The sequence below is a fragment of the Allocoleopsis sp. genome (assembly GCF_036703385.1).
Taxonomy (GTDB): Bacteria; Cyanobacteriota; Cyanobacteriia; order Cyanobacteriales; family Coleofasciculaceae; genus Allocoleopsis.
The window spans coordinates 1-19,556 of record NZ_DATNPA010000768.1; the positions used below are offsets into that span (position 1 = coordinate 1).

A 19,556-nucleotide genomic window follows, 5' to 3' on the forward strand; every position below is an offset into this window, starting at 1 on the left:
ATCCCCTACTTGAGTTCCGTTGCCGCTGAGGTTCGATGACAAGGAACCCTGACGCATCGCAAATGCCATGCCAAATGCCCCAACTGCGATCGCCATCCCAACACCAACCAGCAAAGGCGTTTTATCAGAATTGCCCCCTGAAGGACTACTGAGCGGGGGAGTGCTAGGTTGTCTAGGAGGTAATCCCGGACTGGCTGCCAAGGTTTGGTGTTCTGATAACGATGGGGCTGGATAGGCTGGAGGCGGCACCCTCTGTCCCAACGGCAGAGCATCATTAGCCGACGGAGTCCTGGGGACGGCCTGATAAGGTGTAGTGGGTGAGTAGGTATTATTCAGCAGCCGCAATGATTCTAAGGCTTCAGCTGCTGACTGGTAACGGTCTTTGAAGTGATAGCGCACCATTTTCGACATGAGACTTGCCAACCCCCGACTCACCGGCACTAAGTGCTGCCAGAGGATTTCGCCCGTGCTGAGGTCTTCTTGGAAATTAACAGGCATCAGACCCGTAAGAGCCTGAATACCAATAATCCCCAATGCATAGATATCACTGGTGGGGCGTGGCTGACCCAGCGCCTGTTCACTTGCCATATAGCCAGGAGTGCCGATGGCAACAGTGTTGCTCGCTCTTCCTTGAGTGGCAGCGAACTGAGTACGGATTTGCTTTACCGCACCAAAGTCTACTAGGACTAATTTATGGTCTGAGTTGCGTCGGATGAGGTTGTCGGGTTTGATGTCGCGATGAATGACGCCGTGCGAGTGGACAAAGTCTAGAATACTCAAGACTTCTTCGAGCAGCGTCATGACCCCACTTTCTTCCCACCGCTGACCGGGTTGCAGCTCTTGGGTCAGAGTATGCCCTTCAATGAACTCTTGTACCAGGTAGAACTCTTGGTCTTCCTCAAAGTAGGCTAGGAGGCGAGGAATCTGGTCGTGGTGTCCTAGCTGTTCCAGAGTTTCGGCTTCACTATTAAATAGGCGTCGCGCCGTTTCCAAAAAGTTTGGATCGTTACTGAGGGGCTTAAGTTGCTTGACAACGCAAGTAGGGTTACCAGGGCGTCTGGTATCCCGTGCCAGGTATGTTCTACCAAATCCACCAGCACCGAGGACTTGAGTCACTTCATAACGCCTGTCAAGTAGCTTGCCTAACATGGGGGTGACGCGCTCGCATAGTTCATTGTTCAATATTGGCATAGGCTCACTCAGAAAGAGTGCCTGGTTTATGCCAGTTCACTTTTATATAGCTAAATGTCACTAGCCAGAGAAAACTGAGACTCTCCCGGTTACATTCATCTAACGAAGAGCGTTAGATTCATTAAAACCGGGAGGTTCTTTGACCGGACATCCTCTCCCAGGCTCTCGGCTCACACCTACAACATCCTGGTTCTTAGATATCTTTGCAAAGACTTTGACAGCGACTCGCTCTAACTCCGGGCAACGACCGAAGGAGGAAGGAAAAACCCTTCCAATTGCAAGTTGAGTGTCCGTTGCTGTTCTCCAAGCCGCTTGCAAGCGCAGCTCCGCACTCTGCCAGTCGGTTAACAACTGACTCACTTGGAGAACGAAGGTGTCGGGGGATATGTGCTTGGCTAAAAATGCAGAGTACAAGTCCCTCTGGGCAACTACTCCGCATTCACAACGATGCACTCGTTCTGATAACTTCTTCTTGCGAACCCGACCGCATTGGCAGGTCTGTGACAGCTTCGTGTTGTAGGTGGGAATCTCGATGACTTGTCCGCCAGCTCTTTCAGCCTTGCTTCTCAAGTGTGATACGAACATTCCCGGCGCACGCTTGCCTACAGACTTACCGAATAATTTCTGAAATGCTTTGTAGCTGAGTTTTTCTAACTTAATGACATTCCCCTTTCTAAGGATGTTATTAACCAACTCCCCATGCAGGCTCTTACGATGAGCGGTTAACTTTCGTTCTAAGTTGGCCTTAGACGCTCTGGTTTTTAGGTAGGTCTTAGAACTGTTCCAATGCTTAGAACCTTTCTTGAGCGTACCGTTGGAATTGAAGTTGTCTGGGTTGTTCGCCCGTCTCGACCTGTCCATCTTCCGCTGAAGTCGCCGGATGTGCTGGGTATTAAACTCCAGTTCTGATGCAAACGCTTGGAGATGTGCATCAGTCTCCGAGACTACAGCAATGGTTGATGGGCCAATATCTATCCCAGTGTTACCCTGTCCCAAGTAGTTCTTGGGCTTGATGAATGGCTTGCCTTCGCAAACCAACTGAGCATAGAACCTGTTAACTCCTGACACCTTTCGTCTGTACCAATCGCACATACTTCACCTTGGAGTTCAGTCCGTGCAGGATAACTGGGTCGTTAGAGGTGATCAGTGCTGGTAGTTTCAAGCCGCTCCACTCAACTGATTGTCCTTTCCAACGGATGCCAGACTTATTGGACTTCCCTTCAACGGAGTCCATCTGGTTTTTCCCCTTGAACCTGACTTTCTTGGCTTTGCCAAATAAGACTCTTTCCACGGCTTTGTAAGCACGAGTGGCTAACTTCTGTGCCGTGTTGGAGTCGATATGGTCGTAGAAAGCCCAAGAATGCTTCAGGTGGGTGCTGTATGAGTGCAGGGCGTATTCAGAAAAGTCATATCGCTCCCTTGCTCGTTTGAACAGAACCTTACGTTCTGGATTACTGGCTTTTAGGGAGCGTGCCAGATTAAAGTCTTTGGACTGTCGGATAAGTTTCACCCGACGCAAGGCTTCTCCAAGGTAAGCGTTGTACATCTGGCGTGCCGCTTCTAGTCTCCGCAACAGCACAACTTCACTTGCCGGACTGACCACAAGAGGCAGCTCGGTAATGAAGGATGGTGTTGTCTTGGATGACTTTTTCGGCACAAGCAGAGGATGACTTTCTTAATTAGAAGTAGTATGTCATGTATTCAGGCTATACAAACAGGCGACTCAAGTCGCGCTCTCGCCTTTTGTAGATGGGAGCGAGGGCAGCGTGACGGTAAACGTTGTACCCTTGCCAACAATGCTATCTACAACAATCCCGCCGCTGTGCAAGTCTACGCATTGTTTGACGATCGCTAATCCCAGACCAGTCCCTTGAGTCACTCCCACATTAGACGCTCGGTGGAAGGACTCAAACAATCGGGGGATATCCTCTGAAGGAATGCCAATCCCCTGGTCTTGAACTTGGAAGACCACCTTGTCTGAGTGGCAGATCAGCTCAAACTGGACAGTGCTTCCTTGTGGAGAGTACTTGAGGGCGTTGGAAAGGAGATTAGACAAAATGTAACGAACGAGCTTCTCATCCAGATGATACTGAATTGGAGCTTCGTGTTCACCGGCAGCGGCTTTACAGTTGCCAAGATGAGTAAAAGTGATTTTGTGTTGTTTTTCGTCAGCGACTAGCAGTTCGGATACTGAAGAATGGCACAGTTGTACTATGTCTACAGGAGAAGCCTTAAGTTGTAGCTTGCCTGCTTCAGCCTCGGAAAGTAGCAATACATCCTCTACCATCGAGTTCATGCGCTCGATCGCACTGGAAATGCGGTTGAAATGTTCTAGCCGTTTCTCCAGTGGGACTTGTTCTGCGTAACGTCTCAACAAGTCAACAGAAGACTGAATCGTTGTTAGAGGAGTGCGCAAATCGTGAGAGGTCATAGCGATGAAGCGCGACTTGGCTTCTGAGAGTTCTCTTTCTCGCTGTAGTGCCTTGAGAGTTTCTTCTTTTGCGAGCTTGCGCTCAGTAATATCGACGACTGTTCCAAAAAGTTGGATAACCTGCCCAGTGCCGTTCAAGATAGCTTCTCCTCTAGTTTCAATGTATCGAACTTGACGATTGGGTCGCTGTATCCGAAACACGATTTCATAGGACTTTCCTTCTGTGAGCGCTCGACCGACAGCTTGCTCAAAACCAGCTCTGTCATCGGGATGAATCATCTCGATGAGTTGGGGATATGTTGGTTCGTATTGGGTAGGGTCAAGGCCAAAAATTCGGAACTTTTCTTCAGACCAAGTCAGTTGCTGCGATCGCACATCAAATTCCCAGATACCGAAATGGGCAATTCTCTGCGCTGCTAAAAGATTTGCTTCGCTCTTATGGAGTTTTTCTTCTATAGTTTTGTAGTCAGCAATATTCATCTTCACACCACTCAACGTTTCGTGGGTTTCGTTGTTGACCGATTTCATCAACATGGTTTTTGAGAGAGTTTAAATAAACGATCAGTTAAGTGGTAGTGAACAGCGATCAATATTAGATCGTGTCTCCCCTTCTATATAAAAATATACATTATACAAGAGGTTGGCTGTATTTCCACCCGTGGTAATTATTAATTTCTCTGCACTGGGGTGTGTGTACTCCAAAATTCACCGCGTTGTTCCAGCCGGAGAAAATGCACTCGTCCCGATGCCTCACCTGCCACAATTGTCTTCCCATCAGGTGCAACGGCGCAAGACAAAAACGCACCATCCCCCATAAAACTGGTAACAATCTCCCGACGCTGTAAATCCCAGGCTTTAAACGTCTTATCCCAAGAACCTGAAAACAACCACTGACCGTTCGGTGTCACTGCCAGTGTTAAGACTGGGTCGGTGTGACCAGTGAGGGTGAACAGTTCTCTTCGTTTTTTCAAATCCCAGACCTTAATCGTCTTGTCGTAGGAACCCGAAATCATTCGTGTAGCATCGGCTGTCACGACGACAGAATTAACTCCACTGATATGACCGGTGAGGGTAAACACTTCCCTCCGACTTTTCAAATCCCAAACCTTGAGCGTGTTGTCGTAGGAACCGGAAATTACTCGCTGACCATCTGGCGTCACAGCGACAGCATCGATACCCCTTGTATGACCGATAAGGGTAAACAGTTCCTCTCCCGTTTCCAAATTCCAGACTTTCAGAGTCTTATCATAAGAACCCGAAATCACCCATTTCCCATCGGGTGTGACTGCCACTGCATTCACCCTACCGTTATGACCAGTGAAGGTAAAGAACTTCTCTCTCGTGTCCAGATTCCACAGATTGAGCGTGGTATCCTCTGACCCAGAAATCACCCAATTTCCCGTTACTGCGATCGCTTGAATTTTACTACTATGTCCTGTAAGGCTGAAGTGTTCTTCTCCCATTGCCAAGTCCCAGACTTTGAGGGTTGTGTCATCAGAACCGGAAACGACCCATTTTCCTGCTACGGCTACGGCTTTTGCGCCACCGACATGACCGACGGGAGTGAACGGTTTTTTGTGTTTAATGTCTAAATTCCAAACTTTAATTGTCTTGTCATTCGACCCTGAAACAATTCCTTGACCATTCGGTATCGTTGTCACGGCGTTGACCCGACCCGTATGACCCATGAGAGTGAAAAGTGCCTCTCCCGTTGTCAGATTCCAGACTTTGAGCGTCTTGTCGTAAGACCCAGAAACGAGGCGTTTGCCATCAGGGGTGACAGCGATCGCACGGACTGATTGGGTATGACCGGTGAGGGTAAACAGTTCTCTGGCGGTTTTCAGATGCCAAACTTTAAGGGTTGTATCATCGGAACCGGAAATGATTAACTTACCATTGGGTGAAACTGCGATCGCTTGGATCGACTCAGTGTGAGCCAGCAGCGTCAAACGTTCCTTTTTTTTGGCTTTGAGATGCCAGACTTTAAGGGTCGTGTCTTCAGAACCGGAAATCACTCGCTTGCTATCGGGAGTTACTGTGATCGCGTGGACGGAGTCGAGATGACCAGAAAGGGCAAATAATTCTTCTCCGGTTGACAAATTCCACACTTTAAGAGTGGTATCATCGGCAGCGGAAATTACCCGCTGGCTATCGGGAGTGACTGCGATCGCTTGTATCTTACCCAGATGACCCGTTAGAGTAAACAGTTCGTCTCCGGTTGACAAATTCCACACTTTGAGGGTTTTATCACTAGAACCGGAAATCAGAAGTTGTCCATCTGGAGTTACAGTAACAGCTTTGACCGCTTTAGTATGACCTGTCAGGGTAAAAAGTTCCTCTCCCGTTGTCCAATTCCACACTTTAATGGTTGTGTCATTTGACCCAGAAATCACCCGCCGACTATCCGGTGTCACCACGACGGTTTGTACCGCGTCGGTATGACCGGTGAGAGTGCGGAGCAATGCGCCACCTGGGGGCATCAAGCTGGGGAGCAAAGGACGCAACCAAGACATTTCTTTCGGTTTAGCCTGCTGTAGCATTGCTTGAATTTCTGGCACTTCAAACGACAGCAACCGCCCCAGTAATTGCCCTGCCAGTTGGGTTTTGTCCTTGGCGAGAATGTGCGCTGAAAGTCGTAATGCTCCTTGAATGAGCTTTAGAGTTTCTCGCGAACCTAACCCCCCTTCCCTGACAGGGACAGGGGGTGTCTTCCTCCCCTCTCCTTGGAGGAGAGGGGTTGGGGGAGAGGTTGACTCAACCTGGTTGGCATGGGAGGGATCGAACGCTAACTCATAATCCTCAATTAGTAGTTGTATTCCTAAAGCAGAAAGCTTAGCTTCAATAAAATCAAAATCCGTGAGTAAGCGGTGCAATCGCTCGAACTGAGACGCCTTCGCCAAGTGACTCGGTAGAGTTTCCAGGGCGTATTGTCGCCGTTCTGGTAACATTTTGGCTAAGCGCTCGCCTAATTCACCCATTAAAACCTATCCGAAAAACTCTTTCGTCATGAGGACTGACCCACTCCCCTCTCTTTACTATTTTTAGTCTCTTTCCCCTCTTTACTCTGTGCTCTCTGTGCCTCTGTGGTTCCTTAAATACATTTTGAGGCAAGTTCTTACAACCCCAACTCCTGCGCCAAATTATCGGCAATCATCGCATTAATACCCTGAATGGTCACTCCAGCAGCTTGCACGATATCCTGATGATGCAGGAAATCTTGAAAACTCGTGTGATAAATACTGTATCCAGTTTGTCCATCAATGCGTTGTTCACGCAAAAACTGCTGCCATTCATCCAGTACTTCTTGCACAGTTAAAGCATCCTCCCCGGAAAATTCGGAAATTAACTGGCGAGAAACAGGTTTTCGGGCTTCTGCTAAAACATACACAATTTTAATCTTGGTGCGGGGCAGAGGTTTTGTAGTCATGCCCATATTTTGCCAATGTTGGTAGTAATATTGTTCCAAACCTTCGGGTAAATTATCCAGGCTTAAATCTTGGTAAATACCGCTTTCAATCGCAGGTAGTACGTAGCGCAAGTACATGAAGTTGCGATCGCTTTTCTCGGCTAAGGTGGTAACGAACTCCTCAACCGTCAATCCCTGATCACCAATCCAGGTTTGTAGCGCTTCACTTTGCTTGACACGACATAGAATGTAGGTTTGTGCATCTTGCAGACTCTCAGTCGCATATTCCATTAGCCCAAAAACGCGCTGGTGGTTCACCACCAACGGCACGGGTGTCATGCGTTTGGTGAGGATGAAGTAAACGTTATAGGGGAGGGATGCAGGAAGATACAGGACGTTTGCTCCCGGCGTCTGGCTACTCAAATCGACCTCATCTAAGGCATCCACCACAATCACTAATTTAGAAGTTGATTTTGTATCTGTACTTAGGGTTGTCGTGGCATAGGTATCGTCTACCCTGGTGTCTAGCGTGCTAATTTCATTCAATAGCCGTGCGAGGAAGTTGCCATCGCGAGTATGTTCGGGAGTTAAGGGGAGAGAATAGGGTAGCTTGTAGCGTTCGATGAGCTGAGTGCAGACACATTTCAGGAATTCTTCAGCGCGATTAATGCCTTGCGATCGCACATTAAAGTGTGCCACACACCGCGTCCGCTTGACATACTCCGCCAGAATAGCGCTTTTCCCTACACCAGGGTCAGCTTCAATAATGAAGTAGCCGCAAGCTTCAGTGTCCAAGAACTCGTCAATCGCCTCAAACACATAGTTTCGTCCCACAAATCCTTCGGTTTTATCGGTAATGAGAGACTGAAACGGCAGGGGAACCCCTTGAGTCTCCAATTCCTCGCCGCTGGAGGATGGAGGTGGACAGGTTGGCGCAATCAGGGTTGAGGATTCAATAGTATCGGGTTCTGCGCGATCAAACAATTGTTCCAAGGCTTCCAGTGCTTCGCCAGCATTTTTGTAGCGTTGGCGATAGTCATAGCGCACCATCTTATCTAAGATAGCGGCTAAACCAGGGCTAATAGAAGCGCGATCGCTCACTAACCCACAACCAAACTCCCCTGTGTTGGCATCTTTGGGTAATTTTCGAGGGGATAATCCCGTCAAAGCTTGCAGACAAACCATACCAACCGCATAGATATCACTGCTGAAGTGGGGATTAGAGGCTTGTTGTTCACTAGGCATGTAGCCAGGGGAACCAATGGGAACGGTTAAGCTGGTTTGTTTGGGAGTATAGCGTGTTTGGTTACGGACTTGTTTAACCGCGCCAAAATCAATAAGAACAATCTTGCCATCTCTGTTGCGTCGAATTAAATTAGCGGGTTTGATGTCGCGGTGAATGACGTTTTGTTGATGGACAAAGCTTAATACTTGCAATATATCTTGTAAAAGTCGAACCACAGAAGGTTCGCTTAACTTTTTTCGGTGAGCGAGTTCTTTATATAAGGTTTGACCCTCGATATATTCTTGAACGAGATAAAACTTCTCGTCTTGTTCAAAGTGAGCTAACAAGCGGGGAATTTGCTCATGTTCTCCCAATCGGTATAACATTTCCGCCTCGCGTTCAAATAAGCGTTGTGCTGTAGCGAGTGTGGCTGCATCGGTATCTCTGGGCTTAAGTTGCTTCACGACACACAAAGGGTTACCGGGTAAATGCATGTCTTTAGCCAGAAAAGTTTGACCAAATCCCCCCATCCCCAAGGGTTCGACAACCTGATAATGACCCGCTAGTGTGGTTTCCATATAGTGCATTTGCTCGTGACAAGGAGCAGGCTTCTCGATAATTGAGTGTAACTTGACCACTTGGTTTTATTCAGAATTTTGCACCGATTTGCAGGACGGGCGAGACGCCTATCCCACAATTCATCATTTTTTGGGTGGGGTAGGCATCCTGCCTGCCCGATGAAAGGCGCGCTCGCTTTTCTCAAAGTCCCCCTTTTTAAGGGGGATTTAGAGGGATCTCCACCGTCTAAACGTTTCAATTAGAACTTTTCAGACATCCTCATCAGAGTCGTTATAGTGACAAATATGTGATCAGGCGTATTGTCCCGATGTCGAAAAAGCGCGATGAGTCGTTACACAGTGCTAGCCCAGCCTCAAACCGTCCCCCAACGGCTGGTAACCCCTCCTCAAATTACCAGATGAGTCAGAGGGAGGCGCAAATAGCCTCTCGGTTTAATCGCCAGTATCAGGGAGAAGCCTTTGAACTGCCGGAAGAAGTGGAGGCGATGCCCATTTTTCAGGAGTGGGTTGGGGGGACACTGACTAGTAGAGTTGCCTCGAATTTTTGGGAAATTGCGAAGCCTCAAAAGAATCAGCGTTGTTTAGATATTGGTTGTGGCGTTAGCTTCTTGATTTATCCCTGGCGGGATTGGGATGCCTATTTTTATGGTCAGGAAATCAGTATAGTGGCAAGGGATGCCCTCAATGCTCGTGGTTCTCAGTTGAACTCGAAGCTATTTAAGGGGGTGGCGTTCGGGACAGCACAGCAATTGGCTTATGATGCTGGGCAGTTTGATTTAGTAATTGCAACAGGATGGAGTTGCTATTACCCCCTTGAGTATTGGGCTGGGGTGATGGCTGAAGTCAAGCGAGTGCTGAAGCCAGGGGGGCAATTTGTGTTTGATGTGCTTAATCCAGAGCAACCTCTGGCGGAGGATTGGGCTGTGTTGGAAATGTATCTGGGTGCTGAGGTGTTTTTAGAGCCAATTTCTGAGTGGGAAAAAATGATTAAAGAGTCGGGAGCTAAGGTGGTGAAGCGGAAATCTGGGGAGTTGTTTGATTTGGATGTGGTTCGTTGGTAAAGTGGCTAATACAGAACAAGGGTGGGGATTGTGCGATCGCAATAGATGTCAGTTCTAAAGAAAAGAGCGATCGCTTCTTTCTCAGTATTAGGAAAATGCTTTTTTTGTTTCAACTGTAGGGGCGTAGCATTCGAGCGATAAGTTATGAAACTCAACCGAGATTTACCGATCCGAATGCTACGCCCTGTCCCGCGATCGCCAATAACATTTGTACAGCAATATTAGGATGTGTCTGTACACCTTGAGGGCGAAGCATTCGGATACAGAAATTCAGGTCTACTCAGTTCAATTGTCGCCCGAATGCTTCGCCCCTACACAACCGCGATCGCCTTCTTTCCGGTTGTCAGTGCGATCGCACTTTTGTGTAACTAGCAGGTGCTTATCGCCTCCCCACCTACTACACACCTTCCAACCTCAGAAAATGAATTCGTCCCGATGATCCACCTGCGATAATAGTTTTTCCATCCAAGGTAATAGCGCAAGTATAAAGTGAACCATCGAGGTCTTCCCGGACTCTTTTTTCCCTCAACATACCAAGAATTCCCTCCTGGCGATATTGGCGTAACCAACGTTGAACTGTGATACGGGTTCTACCCAACACCACAGCGAGGTGTTGCACTGTTTCAACTTGCTGAGTTTTTAGGAGATAGTTGACGATGATTTTTTACTGCTTAATTGAGTCCAGAAAACGAAGTCTGGCGTAGGTAGCGAGCGAGGCGATCGCAAATAGTGCCATCACACCAGACATGGCAAAGGCAGTGTGTCCGTCAAAGAGAAAGCTAATCAGCGCACTTGCCATAGCACCAACTAGCATTCGCATAAATCCCACTAATGCAGAAGCAACCCCAGCAATCTCTGGCACTGGCTCAATCGCGTTCGTGGGGTGCTTTCAAGAAACACATCCTGAAACCCTTATGGTTAATGTTTTTGGGCTAATCGTGTTTCTTTGAGCCATTGCGGAGCGTCATAATGATTTTGCCCCCGTTTAAAAGCCTTTCACTTGATTTATGAAACCCACATTTAAAAATATGGTCGCGTGGCACCAAGCTGAACTGCTGATGCAACCGGCTTTAATCCGCATCCTCGATCAGGTTCGCAAACAGCTAGAAAATACAACCTGGAAGGCAACTTATCGGGATGTTCAAGCTCCAATCCCAGGCTATGAGGTGTGTTTAGAAGGCAATGGCAAGGAAGTGTGTGTCAATATTTGGGAGCTTTGTTATCAAGTCTGTTTTCTCAACTACACCTCAACACACACGGAACTCGAAACTCAGGAAGTCGAGATTGATACCAACTTAATTGATGAAACGGGTGATGTGGATTGGCAATATTTAGACACCAAGGCACAACGCTTAGTGGCGCAAGTCTTTGCCAGTTTACCCCTTGCGTAGCTTTTGACATGAGCTACGCGCTTCTATAGGAAGATGGCTAATAGAGGCGAAAAGCAGGAAGAACATGATTCAAGAATTACACGAGGTTCAGCAAGATGCTGGAGCAACGTTTGAGCTAGTTGCCGATGCAACGGTTCCAGTGAGTTTCGGGAACGATGCCGCCGCGATTCAAGCCGCACGTCAGGGTGTTGCCTTGGTGGATTTATCTCATTGGGGACTGCTAAAAATCTCCGGTGATGACAGACTGCGCTACTTACACAACCAAAGCACGAATGATTTCCAACGACTGAAACCCGGACAAGGCTGTGATACGGTTTTTGTTACCTCTACTGCACGCACCATCGACTTGGCAACGGCTTATGTGACAGACGATGCAGTACTCCTCCTCGTCTCTCCCCATCGGCGTCAGCAACTGATAGAGTGGCTCGATCGCTATATCTTCCCGATGGATCAGGTGGAATTAAAGGATGTATCCAGTGAGAGTGCCACTTTCGTCCTAATTGGACCAGAAAGTGACGCCCTATTGCAACAAATGAGTGATGAGATGCTGGTAGAGGACGCTTATGCCAGTCATCAACCACTCATGCTCGATGGTTTCAAGGTGCGTGTGGCAGTGGGTAATGGGTTGGCCTTACCCGGATATACGCTCATTGTCTCTGCTAGTAATGCCGCCAAACTGTGGCAAGCGCTGACAGCAGCCGGAGCCATTTCAATGGGCGATCGCATCTGGGAACAGCTTAGAATTCGGCAGGGGCGTCCCGTGCCCGATCGCGAACTCACAGAAGATTATAATCCTCTCGAGGTCGGTTTATGGCAAACCATCTCGTTTGATAAGGGTTGTTACATTGGTCAGGAAACGATTGCCCGATTAAATACCTACAAAGGCGTCAAGCAACAACTTTGGGGTGTCCGCCTTCAAGCCCCCGTGGAACCGGGAACTGTAGTCATGCTAGGAGAAGAAAAAGTGGGCAAGCTTACCAGTTTCACCCAAACTGAACAGGGTGCATTTGGGCTTGCTTATATCCGCACTAAAGCTGGTGGTAAGGGATTAAAGGTACAAGTGGGAGAAGTAGAAGGTGAAATCGTAGATGTCCCCTTCTTAACCCACGATTATCCAACTTGAGAAAAGTCTTACAAGATAGGGGTATTTAAGGAGCTTTCCATGATTTATTATGATGTCCGTTGATACACCTTTAACAATTTGTAGTTGCGCTGTAGCGAAGACAGCGCAACTACGAACAGGAATGCCGAATAGGAATCTGGATAATAAATTCAGTGCCTTGCCCTGGAGCAGAAATGCATTGCAAGTGCCCACCATGTTTTTCCACTACAATTTGGTAGCTAATCGACAGCCCTAACCCGGTTCCTTTGCCTGCTGGCTTTGTTGTAAAAAATGGGTTAAACAGCTTTTGTTTAACCTCTTCTGTCATGCCTAAACCATTATCTTTGATGCGAATGACCACCCAGTCTTTGTCCTTTGTTTCGGTGTAAACTTTGATGGTGGGCAAGGGAATTTCTATCGGAAATTCAGAGTTGGTTACCTTGGCTTGATTAGAATTGTGGGCTTGTTTCTGAGTGTGGTCATCAGGAATGGCTTTGCCAGGATAGACTTCCTTATCCGTTCTATTGCAAACTAATGTTGACTGCGCCGCCTCTTGGGCAAAACACCCTCCCCCTCTCTGGCTCTCCAAAGCCTCGTTAGCGTTAGCAAAGCGAGATGCGATCGCATCGATCGCATTACTAATTAAGTTCATAAATACTTGGTTTAATTGCCCTGCATAACACTCTACCCGTGGTAGCATTCCATACTTTTTAATTACCTCAATTTCCGGCATTTCCTTCTTAGCTTTGAAGCGATGCCGCAAAATCATGAGAGTGTTATCAATACCCTCATGAATATCTACCGACCTCATTTCAATTTCATCATTCCTGGAAAAGTTACGCAGTGATAGCACAATTTGGTTAATGCGCTCAGCGCCAACTTTCATAGAACCTAGTAATTTTGGCAGGTCTTTTATGATAAAATCTAGGTCAATTTCCTTCAGTTCAGATTCAAGTCTTTCAATAGGCTGAGGATAATATTCCTGATAAAGATGCACGATTTTCAGCAAGTCTTGAATATAGTCACAAGCATAGTTGATATTGACAGTAATGAAACTGACAGGATTATTAATTTCGTGAGCGACACCAGCGAGCAATTGCCCTAAGCTGGACATTTTTTCAGTCTGCACTAACTGGGATTGAGTTTCTTGCAACTCCTGTAACGCTTGCTCTAGCTCTGCTGTTTTGGTACTGGCTCGCGAGTTGGATACCTGAAGGGCTAAGTTTTGTTGAACGAGTTGTGCAGCTGTGCTTTTTTCCTTCTCCAACAGGCAGGCGTGAGCTAAGGCAATGCCAACTTGAGCGGCAACGGCTTCCAAAAGCTCAATTTCACTGCTAGTCCAATAGCGGTAGGCATCACACTGATGTAACCCAAGAACACCATTGGGTTTGCCTTGATAAGAGGTGCGAATCGCCAACATGGATTTGATCTGCATTGCTTCGCATAGAGGGATGCAGCCTTCAAGTAGGGGTTCAGCGTACACGTTGGTGGAAGTGATCGCACGATCCGTGGCTAATACCTGCTGGGTGTGAGGATTCCCCTCTACCGACACCTCAAAAGCCCCAATGGAGCTATATCCGGTTTCTAAATACTCTGCAACCAAAGACAGCTTGGATTGGGGTGCTTCTTGATAGAGGAAAATCATGCAGCGATTAACTAAAAGCGCTTCTCCCAGTTGTGTCACGGTTGTTTGGAAGATATGCTGCGGGTCAAGGGAGGAGCGAATCTCGCTGGTGATTTGCTTGAGTAATTCAGCCCGTTCGTAGGAACGCTGGAGCGCCGCTTCTGCCTGCTTGCGTTCTGTAATATCCGTATGAATCGCCAGCGTACCCACAACCTCACCCGTGGCATCCTTAATCGCATCAATCCGCAGGGCAATCTGCTTTCTGGAACAGCAACGAGTGAGCATCTCGACTTCACCTTGCCAAGACTGACCCCTGACTGCGATCGCTAAAATGTCGTGCATAATCTTGGACTCAGGAAAGAGGATGCTAAATCCCCCACCGGAGTTGAGCTGCTCCAGCGTATAGCCGAACATTTGGCAAAATGCGGGGTTGAGGTAGGTGAACCGAACCAGCATTGTATCCGCAATGGCGATCGCATCACCGGCATTCTCCACGGCTTTGCTAATGCGTAAAAGTGCCGCTTCTGTCTGCTTTGCGCTTGTAATGTCTTCGACCATACTCACCACAAACAGCAGGCTTCCGTCTGAATGGCGAACCAGAGAAACACTCAGGCGTCCCCAAACTAAGTGACCCTTTTTATGGAAGTAGCGCTTCTGGAGTTGGTAAGACGGAATAGAACCTGCGAGTAGTTCCTGGTAGAGGGTGGAGTCAGCTGCCACATCGTCGGGGTGCGTAATAGTGAGCTGCTGAAGTTCCTGCTCAGTGTAACCGAACATTTTGTGTAAGGCAGGATTGCTGGCAATAATCTCGCCAGAAGGGTCACTCAACGCAATTCCCAGCGCGGCATTTTCAAAGATGGCTCGGAAGCGTACTTCACTTTGCTGTAGCTTCTCCTGAATTTGGGAGCGCTCTGTCACATCACGAACACTGACGGCAATGGCTTCTACAGCCTCGTCTCCCAAGAGATTGGTACCGGTCGCTTCTAAAATGCGCCAAGAGCCGTCTTTACATAAAGCCTGAAATGTAATGGGTGATAAAGTCGCTCCGTAACCAGCGACCAACAAATTTTTCCACGCCCTCTTGATTGCTTTGATATCTTGAGGGGCAATGTAGTTGAAGCCATGCTGCCCCACTAATTCTTCGGGGGAGTAACCCAGGATGCGTTCGATGGAAGGGCTGTTGTACAGGATGGTGCCGCTGGCGGAGACAATCGTAATCAAGTCAGGGGAGTGTTGAAGCAGCGATTCCTGTTGGGCTAGCTGCGTTTCACGCCATTTAGCGTCACTGTGCGCCAGTATGGCTTCTGCTTGCTGGGTCAGCGCGAGGTTGCGGGCAATGGAGACATACTTCAGTTCGCCATTTTCCGAATTGTGGACTCTACTTTCCGAGGAAAGAGGGGGAAATTTTTCACTCAGAGAGTACAAATGTTCTAAAACGGGTTCCAGTGCTGCCGTTCGTTCTTTCAGGCGCACTTCTAATGCCTCATTAGTTTGTTGTAAGGCGGCGATGATGCGCTCCTGACGGGTGATATCTGTAGCAATACCATACAGATGTGTCGCCTTGCCGTGGACATCGAAAATTACTCGGATGCGATCGCGCAACCAACGGATTTCGCCACTAGGGCGGACAATCCGATATTCCATATCCCCCCCGCCTGTTTCCAGGAGTTTCTGTCTCTTCATCCATACCTGTGGGCGGTCTTCGGGGTGTATGATTTCTAACCAAAGGTTTTGCTGTTCAACAAACTCGTAACTCGGACGCCCATAGATGGACTCAGCGGCAGGATTCAGGTAAATCAACTCGCAGAGATCGACGCTCGTTGACCAGATTACGTCTTCGAGAGAGTTGAGAAGGTGGTGAAGCTGTTGTTCACATCTGTTCAGCGCCCCTTCGATGTCCTGACGTTGAAGTTGCTGATCCGAAGTTGCGATCGTAGATAATATTAAGTCCTCGTCCTTGTCTCCTCTATCTACTCCCGTTGACCGCAACGGAGTATGAACCTCTGGCTGAGGCGGCACGACCTCTACCTGTTTTTCTGAGGTAATATCCTGGCAAAGTCCGGTGATTTTAAAGGGATGAGCGTTCTTTTCGCCATACACCTCTCCTTGGCTTCGGAGCCAACGAATAGTACCGTCAGGGTGGTCGATGCGAAATTCAATATTGTAGTTAGCTTGTTTTCGGATAGCGTTGGCGATCGCTTGAGTAACGAAGCGACGATCTTCAGAATAAATCTGTTTGAGTAAGCCTCTGTAAGTCCTCTTCAACGTACCTGGAGCCAAACCCAACACCTGTTCAAAGTTTTCAGACCAGGTAACTTGACCCATCAGGAGATTCCACTCCCACATGCCGCTATTCGTGACCTGCAATGCTAACTTCAGGCGGGTGTCACTCTTGTCCAGGTATTGCATAAAGCGTAACGATGATGGCGATTTGCTGAGGACTTCTCAAGAATCGATACTCAGCCAACTTCTTCAGGGTTCAGCTGAGTCTAACCCTGGCATGGTTTAATTTTTCTGACCGTTGCACCCGATGAAATCTTGCCTTCTCTTCTAGTATCCTCAGGACTGCGGCGCAGACGAATGATACTTAAGGTAGAGCATAGACACAATAGGACAGCCACCTTGTAGATGCCGCTCGACCACCGCAGGCACTTCTTTGGGGTGAACGGCACTGTACCAAATTTGCTCAGGCGTCACCAGTACCATAGGGCCGTTGCCGCATTGTCCCAGACAACCACTAGTAGCTACTGTGATACCCGTCACTGGTAATTGTTGAAAAGTTGCTAGTACCTTTGCTGCACCTTGCTTGCGGCAGCTACGGCCCTGGCATACAAATACCTGTCTCGAAGATTCTGGACTTTGATTACCCACAAATAACTGATAGGAGCCAACAGATAAAGCTTGGGTAAAGCTCGTACTCTACCCAAGTTATAGCAAATTCAGCTCGTACACCCGGCTGATCTCTGTGCATCGAAGCTCCTGAATATCGCCTTTGCGGTTAACTATCCGCTCGTTCAGGGAAGAGTTTTCGAGTTCCTGAGTGTTTCTAATCCGGTGATAGTCCTTTCGAGGCTAGCCACTCCCGATTGAAGAGCCGCGACTGGTAACGAGCACCACCATCACAAAGAATAGTGACAATTGTATGACCCGGCCCCATTTGTTTGGCAAGTGCTACGGCGGCTCCTACATTGATGCCCGTAGAACCTCCCAGGAAAAGCCCATCTTTCTGGAGTAATTGATAAACCACTCGCACACACTCATGGTCATCTACGCGAATCGCATCATCTGCGGGTGCACCTTGCATATTCGACGTGATGCGGCTGCTACCAATACCTTCTGTAATTGAGTTTCCTTCAGTGTGAGGTTCGCCAGTCTTGACATAACTGTACAGTCCACTACCCATCGGGTCAGCCACAACGGTTTTAACATTGGGGTTTTGTTCTTTCAAGAACATCGCGACGCCTGCGTAAGTACCGCCGGTTCCGGTAGCCGTGACCCAAGCATCAATCTTGCCGTCGGTTTGCTGCCAAATTTCTGGACCTGTGGTTTCGTAGTGAGATTGCCGATTGGCTAAATTATCAAATTGATTCGCCCAGATGGCATTTTCCATCTGTGATGCCACAGTTCCAGAAAGCCTAACGTAATTATTGGGGTCGGAGTAGGGGACGGCGGGAACAGGGCGAACTTCTGCACCCAACGTTCTCAGGGCATCCATTTTCTCTTGGGATTGAGTATTTGGAATAATAATCAAGCACTTGTAACCCCTGGCATTACAGATATGAGCTAAACCAATGCCTGTGTTACCCGCTGTTCCTTCAACCACAGTGCCTCCAGGCTGAAGCAATCCTTTTTCTTCCGCATCCTTGATAATGTAAAGCGCTGCCCGGTCTTTTACGGAACCACCAGGATTGAGAAACTCCGCTTTGCCCAAAATTTCGCAACCCGTTTCCTCGCTAAAGCTGTTTAATCGGATGAGTGGCGTGTTGCCAATTGTTCCGACGAACCCTGCTTTGATATCCATTGTGTATTTCTACCCCTTGTAAAAAAATTACCATAAATAGGCTAGTGGCCTATAGGGTTTCTCAATTGAGTGTGATACACAGGATTATAGGGGCGCATGGTCGTGCGCTCCTACGGATGTACCGCATCCAATCGAGAAGGGCTATATTTCACTAATTGTGATGGATTTGTAGTTGCGCTAAAGCGCTTTAGCGCAACTACAAACTAGAGTTTAACCGAATGTTAGGTTCGCATTTTTTGATAAATATTTCCCCACAAAACACCTATATGACACCTAATTTTTTAGGTAAATTAAGCTCTAATCACTGACGCTGACTATTGACCCCTAGCAGAAGGAGCATTGCAGCTAGCTTCGGGAAGCCACTTCCCAGGAGAAGTTACTGTCGGCGCAGAAGCGGTGAGGACAACCTCCCCTTTTTGATTGAAGTACCATCCTTGAGCTTCTACAAGTTGTTTTGGAGCGGAATTCTGGGGCGTTGTAGTAGCTGGAGGAGTTTTATTTTCAACATTAGAATCAAGCGTAACCCAATTCGTAATTATTGACTCACCTTGTAGAGTGTCGTTAGGGCTGGGTGGCAATCCCCCACGACCTGTAATTGTAAAGCTGCTGCGCTCTTGCGCTGTTTTTGGGGGAGCACATCGACGGTCAATTAATTGAGTGCCATCAACGAAATTGGTCGGCAATTGGTCTTCGAGCTTATCTTGCGTGTTGAGTTCTACGGAACCATTGAGGCCAACAGCAGAACTAGCAGTAAAGTCACTTTCGGGAGTGCGGCGGTCTATAAACTTCCGGAAACCAAAGATTCCTGGCGCTTTAGCTCTAATCGTTCCCCCTTGACCTCGGTCGGCATCGGCAACAATATCGCTATTTTCTTTTAGAATGGCAAAAATATAGCTACCTGCCTCTACATTGATATTGCCGCCATTGGCAGTCCCAGTCGCTGAAGCAACAATCTCACTGTGGTTACGCAGAATGAGTGAATCGGCTACCTTTAATTGGATGTTACCTCCCTCGACAGCAGCCGTTGTTGCTCTCAGGCTTCCTTGATTACTCAGAAAGATGGAATCCGCTGTTATATCTAGGTTGCCAGCAATTCCCACTCCAGTTCCACTGGCACTAACTTGTCCCCCATTTTCCACAACCAAGCGTTCCGTGTTAATCGTCAAGTTTCCCCCCTTTCCTGTAGAGTCCCTTTCAGCTTGAGCAAATAAACCGCTAGGAACTTCATCATCGGCGGAGCGACCACTTACTTGCACTCTAGAAGAGGCGTTGATGGTCAAATTCCCCCCATCGCCTGAGCCAAAGGTGGTTGCTGAAACCTGTGCCCCCTCTGAGACAAGTAATACAGGAGTGGTAATCGTCAAGTTCCCTGCCTTTCCTGTAGAGTCCCTCTGAGATCGAGCAACTATACGGCTGGAAGCTTGACCCTCGACGGAGCGACCAATGAGTTGCACTCTAGAAGAGGCATTGATGGTCAAATTCCCTCCGTCTCCTGAGCCAAAGGTGGTCGCTGAAACCTCTGCCCC

The 19,556-nt window shown here is 48.1% G+C and carries 16 protein-coding genes and 1 pseudogene; 4 read left to right on the forward strand and 13 right to left on the reverse strand.

Annotation, left to right across the window (positions count from 1 at the left end; translation table 11 throughout):
* The 6 genes from V6C93_RS35995 to V6C93_RS36020 form a co-directional block, all read right to left on the reverse strand.
* Positions 1-1,149 (reverse strand): serine/threonine-protein kinase (locus V6C93_RS35995; protein WP_349262944.1); only part of this gene is annotated, 1,149 nt, incomplete at its 3' end.
* Between the two features lie 141 nt (positions 1,150-1,290).
* On the reverse strand, positions 1,291-2,259 hold the full coding sequence (locus tag V6C93_RS36000; protein ID WP_333481501.1) for a transposase: 969 nt from the start codon (positions 2,257-2,259) through the stop codon (positions 1,291-1,293).
* Positions 2,246-2,848: a hypothetical protein gene (locus tag V6C93_RS36005; RefSeq protein ID WP_333481502.1), complete on the reverse strand. Its 603-nt coding sequence runs from the start codon at positions 2,846-2,848 to the stop codon at positions 2,246-2,248. The genes V6C93_RS36000 and V6C93_RS36005 overlap by 14 nt, the downstream gene beginning before the upstream one ends.
* 66 nt (positions 2,849-2,914) lie before the next feature.
* The gene (locus tag V6C93_RS36010) at positions 2,915-4,156 is read right to left on the reverse strand and encodes a sensor histidine kinase (protein ID WP_333481503.1); all 1,242 of its coding nucleotides are present in this window, start codon (positions 4,154-4,156) and stop codon (positions 2,915-2,917) included.
* A 134-nt stretch (positions 4,157-4,290) separates the two neighbouring features.
* On the reverse strand, positions 4,291-6,600 hold the full coding sequence (locus V6C93_RS36015; RefSeq protein ID WP_333481504.1) for a hypothetical protein: 2,310 nt from the start codon (positions 6,598-6,600) through the stop codon (positions 4,291-4,293).
* Between the two features lie 137 nt (positions 6,601-6,737).
* Complete coding sequence (locus V6C93_RS36020; RefSeq protein WP_333481505.1) at positions 6,738-8,831, reverse strand: protein kinase domain-containing protein; 2,094 nt, start codon at positions 8,829-8,831, stop codon at positions 6,738-6,740.
* 308 nt (positions 8,832-9,139) lie between these two features.
* On the opposite strand from V6C93_RS36020, the gene V6C93_RS36025 reads away from it, so the two are divergent.
* Positions 9,140-9,892: a class I SAM-dependent methyltransferase gene (locus V6C93_RS36025; RefSeq protein ID WP_333481506.1), complete on the forward strand. Its 753-nt coding sequence runs from the start codon at positions 9,140-9,142 to the stop codon at positions 9,890-9,892.
* A gap of 5 nt (positions 9,893-9,897) precedes the next feature.
* Here V6C93_RS36025 and V6C93_RS36030 read toward each other — a convergent pair whose 3' ends face one another.
* Positions 9,898-10,047 carry a hypothetical protein gene (locus tag V6C93_RS36030; RefSeq protein ID WP_333481507.1) on the reverse strand — a complete coding sequence of 50 codons (150 nt, stop codon included), beginning with the start codon at positions 10,045-10,047 and terminating at the stop codon, positions 9,898-9,900.
* A gap of 73 nt (positions 10,048-10,120) precedes the next feature.
* Between V6C93_RS36030 and V6C93_RS36035 the strand changes: the two genes are divergently transcribed.
* A complete protein-coding gene (locus V6C93_RS36035; protein WP_333481508.1) occupies positions 10,121-10,264 on the forward strand; it encodes a hypothetical protein in 144 nt (47 codons plus the stop codon).
* A gap of 25 nt (positions 10,265-10,289) precedes the next feature.
* Here V6C93_RS36035 and V6C93_RS36040 read toward each other — a convergent pair whose 3' ends face one another.
* Complete coding sequence (locus V6C93_RS36040; protein WP_333481516.1) at positions 10,290-10,553, reverse strand: helix-turn-helix domain-containing protein; 264 nt, start codon at positions 10,551-10,553, stop codon at positions 10,290-10,292.
* A 3-nt stretch (positions 10,554-10,556) separates the two neighbouring features.
* Positions 10,557-10,754, reverse strand: a complete 198-nt coding sequence (locus tag V6C93_RS36045) for a hypothetical protein (RefSeq protein ID WP_333481509.1) — start codon at positions 10,752-10,754, stop codon at positions 10,557-10,559.
* Between the two features lie 145 nt (positions 10,755-10,899).
* Between V6C93_RS36045 and V6C93_RS36050 the strand changes: the two genes are divergently transcribed.
* Together V6C93_RS36050 and V6C93_RS36055 are read left to right on the forward strand one after the other, a co-directional pair.
* On the forward strand, positions 10,900-11,283 hold the full coding sequence (locus V6C93_RS36050) for a hypothetical protein (RefSeq protein ID WP_333481510.1): 384 nt from the start codon (positions 10,900-10,902) through the stop codon (positions 11,281-11,283).
* A gap of 64 nt (positions 11,284-11,347) precedes the next feature.
* Complete coding sequence (locus V6C93_RS36055) at positions 11,348-12,406, forward strand: folate-binding protein (protein WP_333481511.1); 1,059 nt, start codon at positions 11,348-11,350, stop codon at positions 12,404-12,406.
* Between the two features lie 109 nt (positions 12,407-12,515).
* On the opposite strand, the gene V6C93_RS36060 is transcribed toward V6C93_RS36055, so the two are convergent.
* From V6C93_RS36060 to V6C93_RS36075, 4 genes and pseudogenes are all read right to left on the reverse strand, one after another.
* Entirely contained in the window at positions 12,516-16,418 is a 3,903-nt protein-coding gene (locus V6C93_RS36060) for a PAS domain S-box protein (RefSeq protein ID WP_333481512.1), read from the reverse strand.
* Between the two features lie 150 nt (positions 16,419-16,568).
* On the reverse strand, positions 16,569-16,880 hold the full coding sequence (locus V6C93_RS36065; RefSeq protein ID WP_333481513.1) for a (2Fe-2S) ferredoxin domain-containing protein: 312 nt from the start codon (positions 16,878-16,880) through the stop codon (positions 16,569-16,571).
* Between the two features lie 175 nt (positions 16,881-17,055).
* Positions 17,056-18,030: a cysteine synthase A gene (locus V6C93_RS36070; RefSeq protein ID WP_333481514.1), complete on the reverse strand. Its 975-nt coding sequence runs from the start codon at positions 18,028-18,030 to the stop codon at positions 17,056-17,058.
* Positions 18,031-18,344: 314 nt separating this feature from the next.
* A pseudogene (locus V6C93_RS36075) lies at positions 18,345-19,556 on the reverse strand (S-layer family protein); the annotation flags it as partial.

Bases quoted from the DNA above. Each gene is read 5' to 3' on its own strand.
- V6C93_RS36055 (WP_333481511.1), top strand. From the start codon at position 11,348: ATGATTCAAGAATTACACGAGGTTCAGCAAGATGCTGGAGCAACGTTT.
- V6C93_RS36060 (WP_333481512.1), bottom strand. From the start codon at position 16,418: ATGCAATACCTGGACAAGAGTGACACCCGCCTGAAGTTAGCATTGCAG.
- V6C93_RS36015 (WP_333481504.1), bottom strand. From the start codon at position 6,600: ATGGGTGAATTAGGCGAGCGCTTAGCCAAAATGTTACCAGAACGGCGA.
- V6C93_RS36050 (WP_333481510.1), top strand. From the start codon at position 10,900: ATGAAACCCACATTTAAAAATATGGTCGCGTGGCACCAAGCTGAACTG.
- V6C93_RS36070 (WP_333481514.1), bottom strand. From the start codon at position 18,030: ATGGATATCAAAGCAGGGTTCGTCGGAACAATTGGCAACACGCCACTC.
- V6C93_RS36020 (WP_333481505.1), bottom strand. From the start codon at position 8,831: ATGGAAACCACACTAGCGGGTCATTATCAGGTTGTCGAACCCTTGGGG.
- V6C93_RS36025 (WP_333481506.1), top strand. From the start codon at position 9,140: ATGTCGAAAAAGCGCGATGAGTCGTTACACAGTGCTAGCCCAGCCTCA.
- V6C93_RS36010 (WP_333481503.1), bottom strand. From the start codon at position 4,156: ATGTTGATGAAATCGGTCAACAACGAAACCCACGAAACGTTGAGTGGT.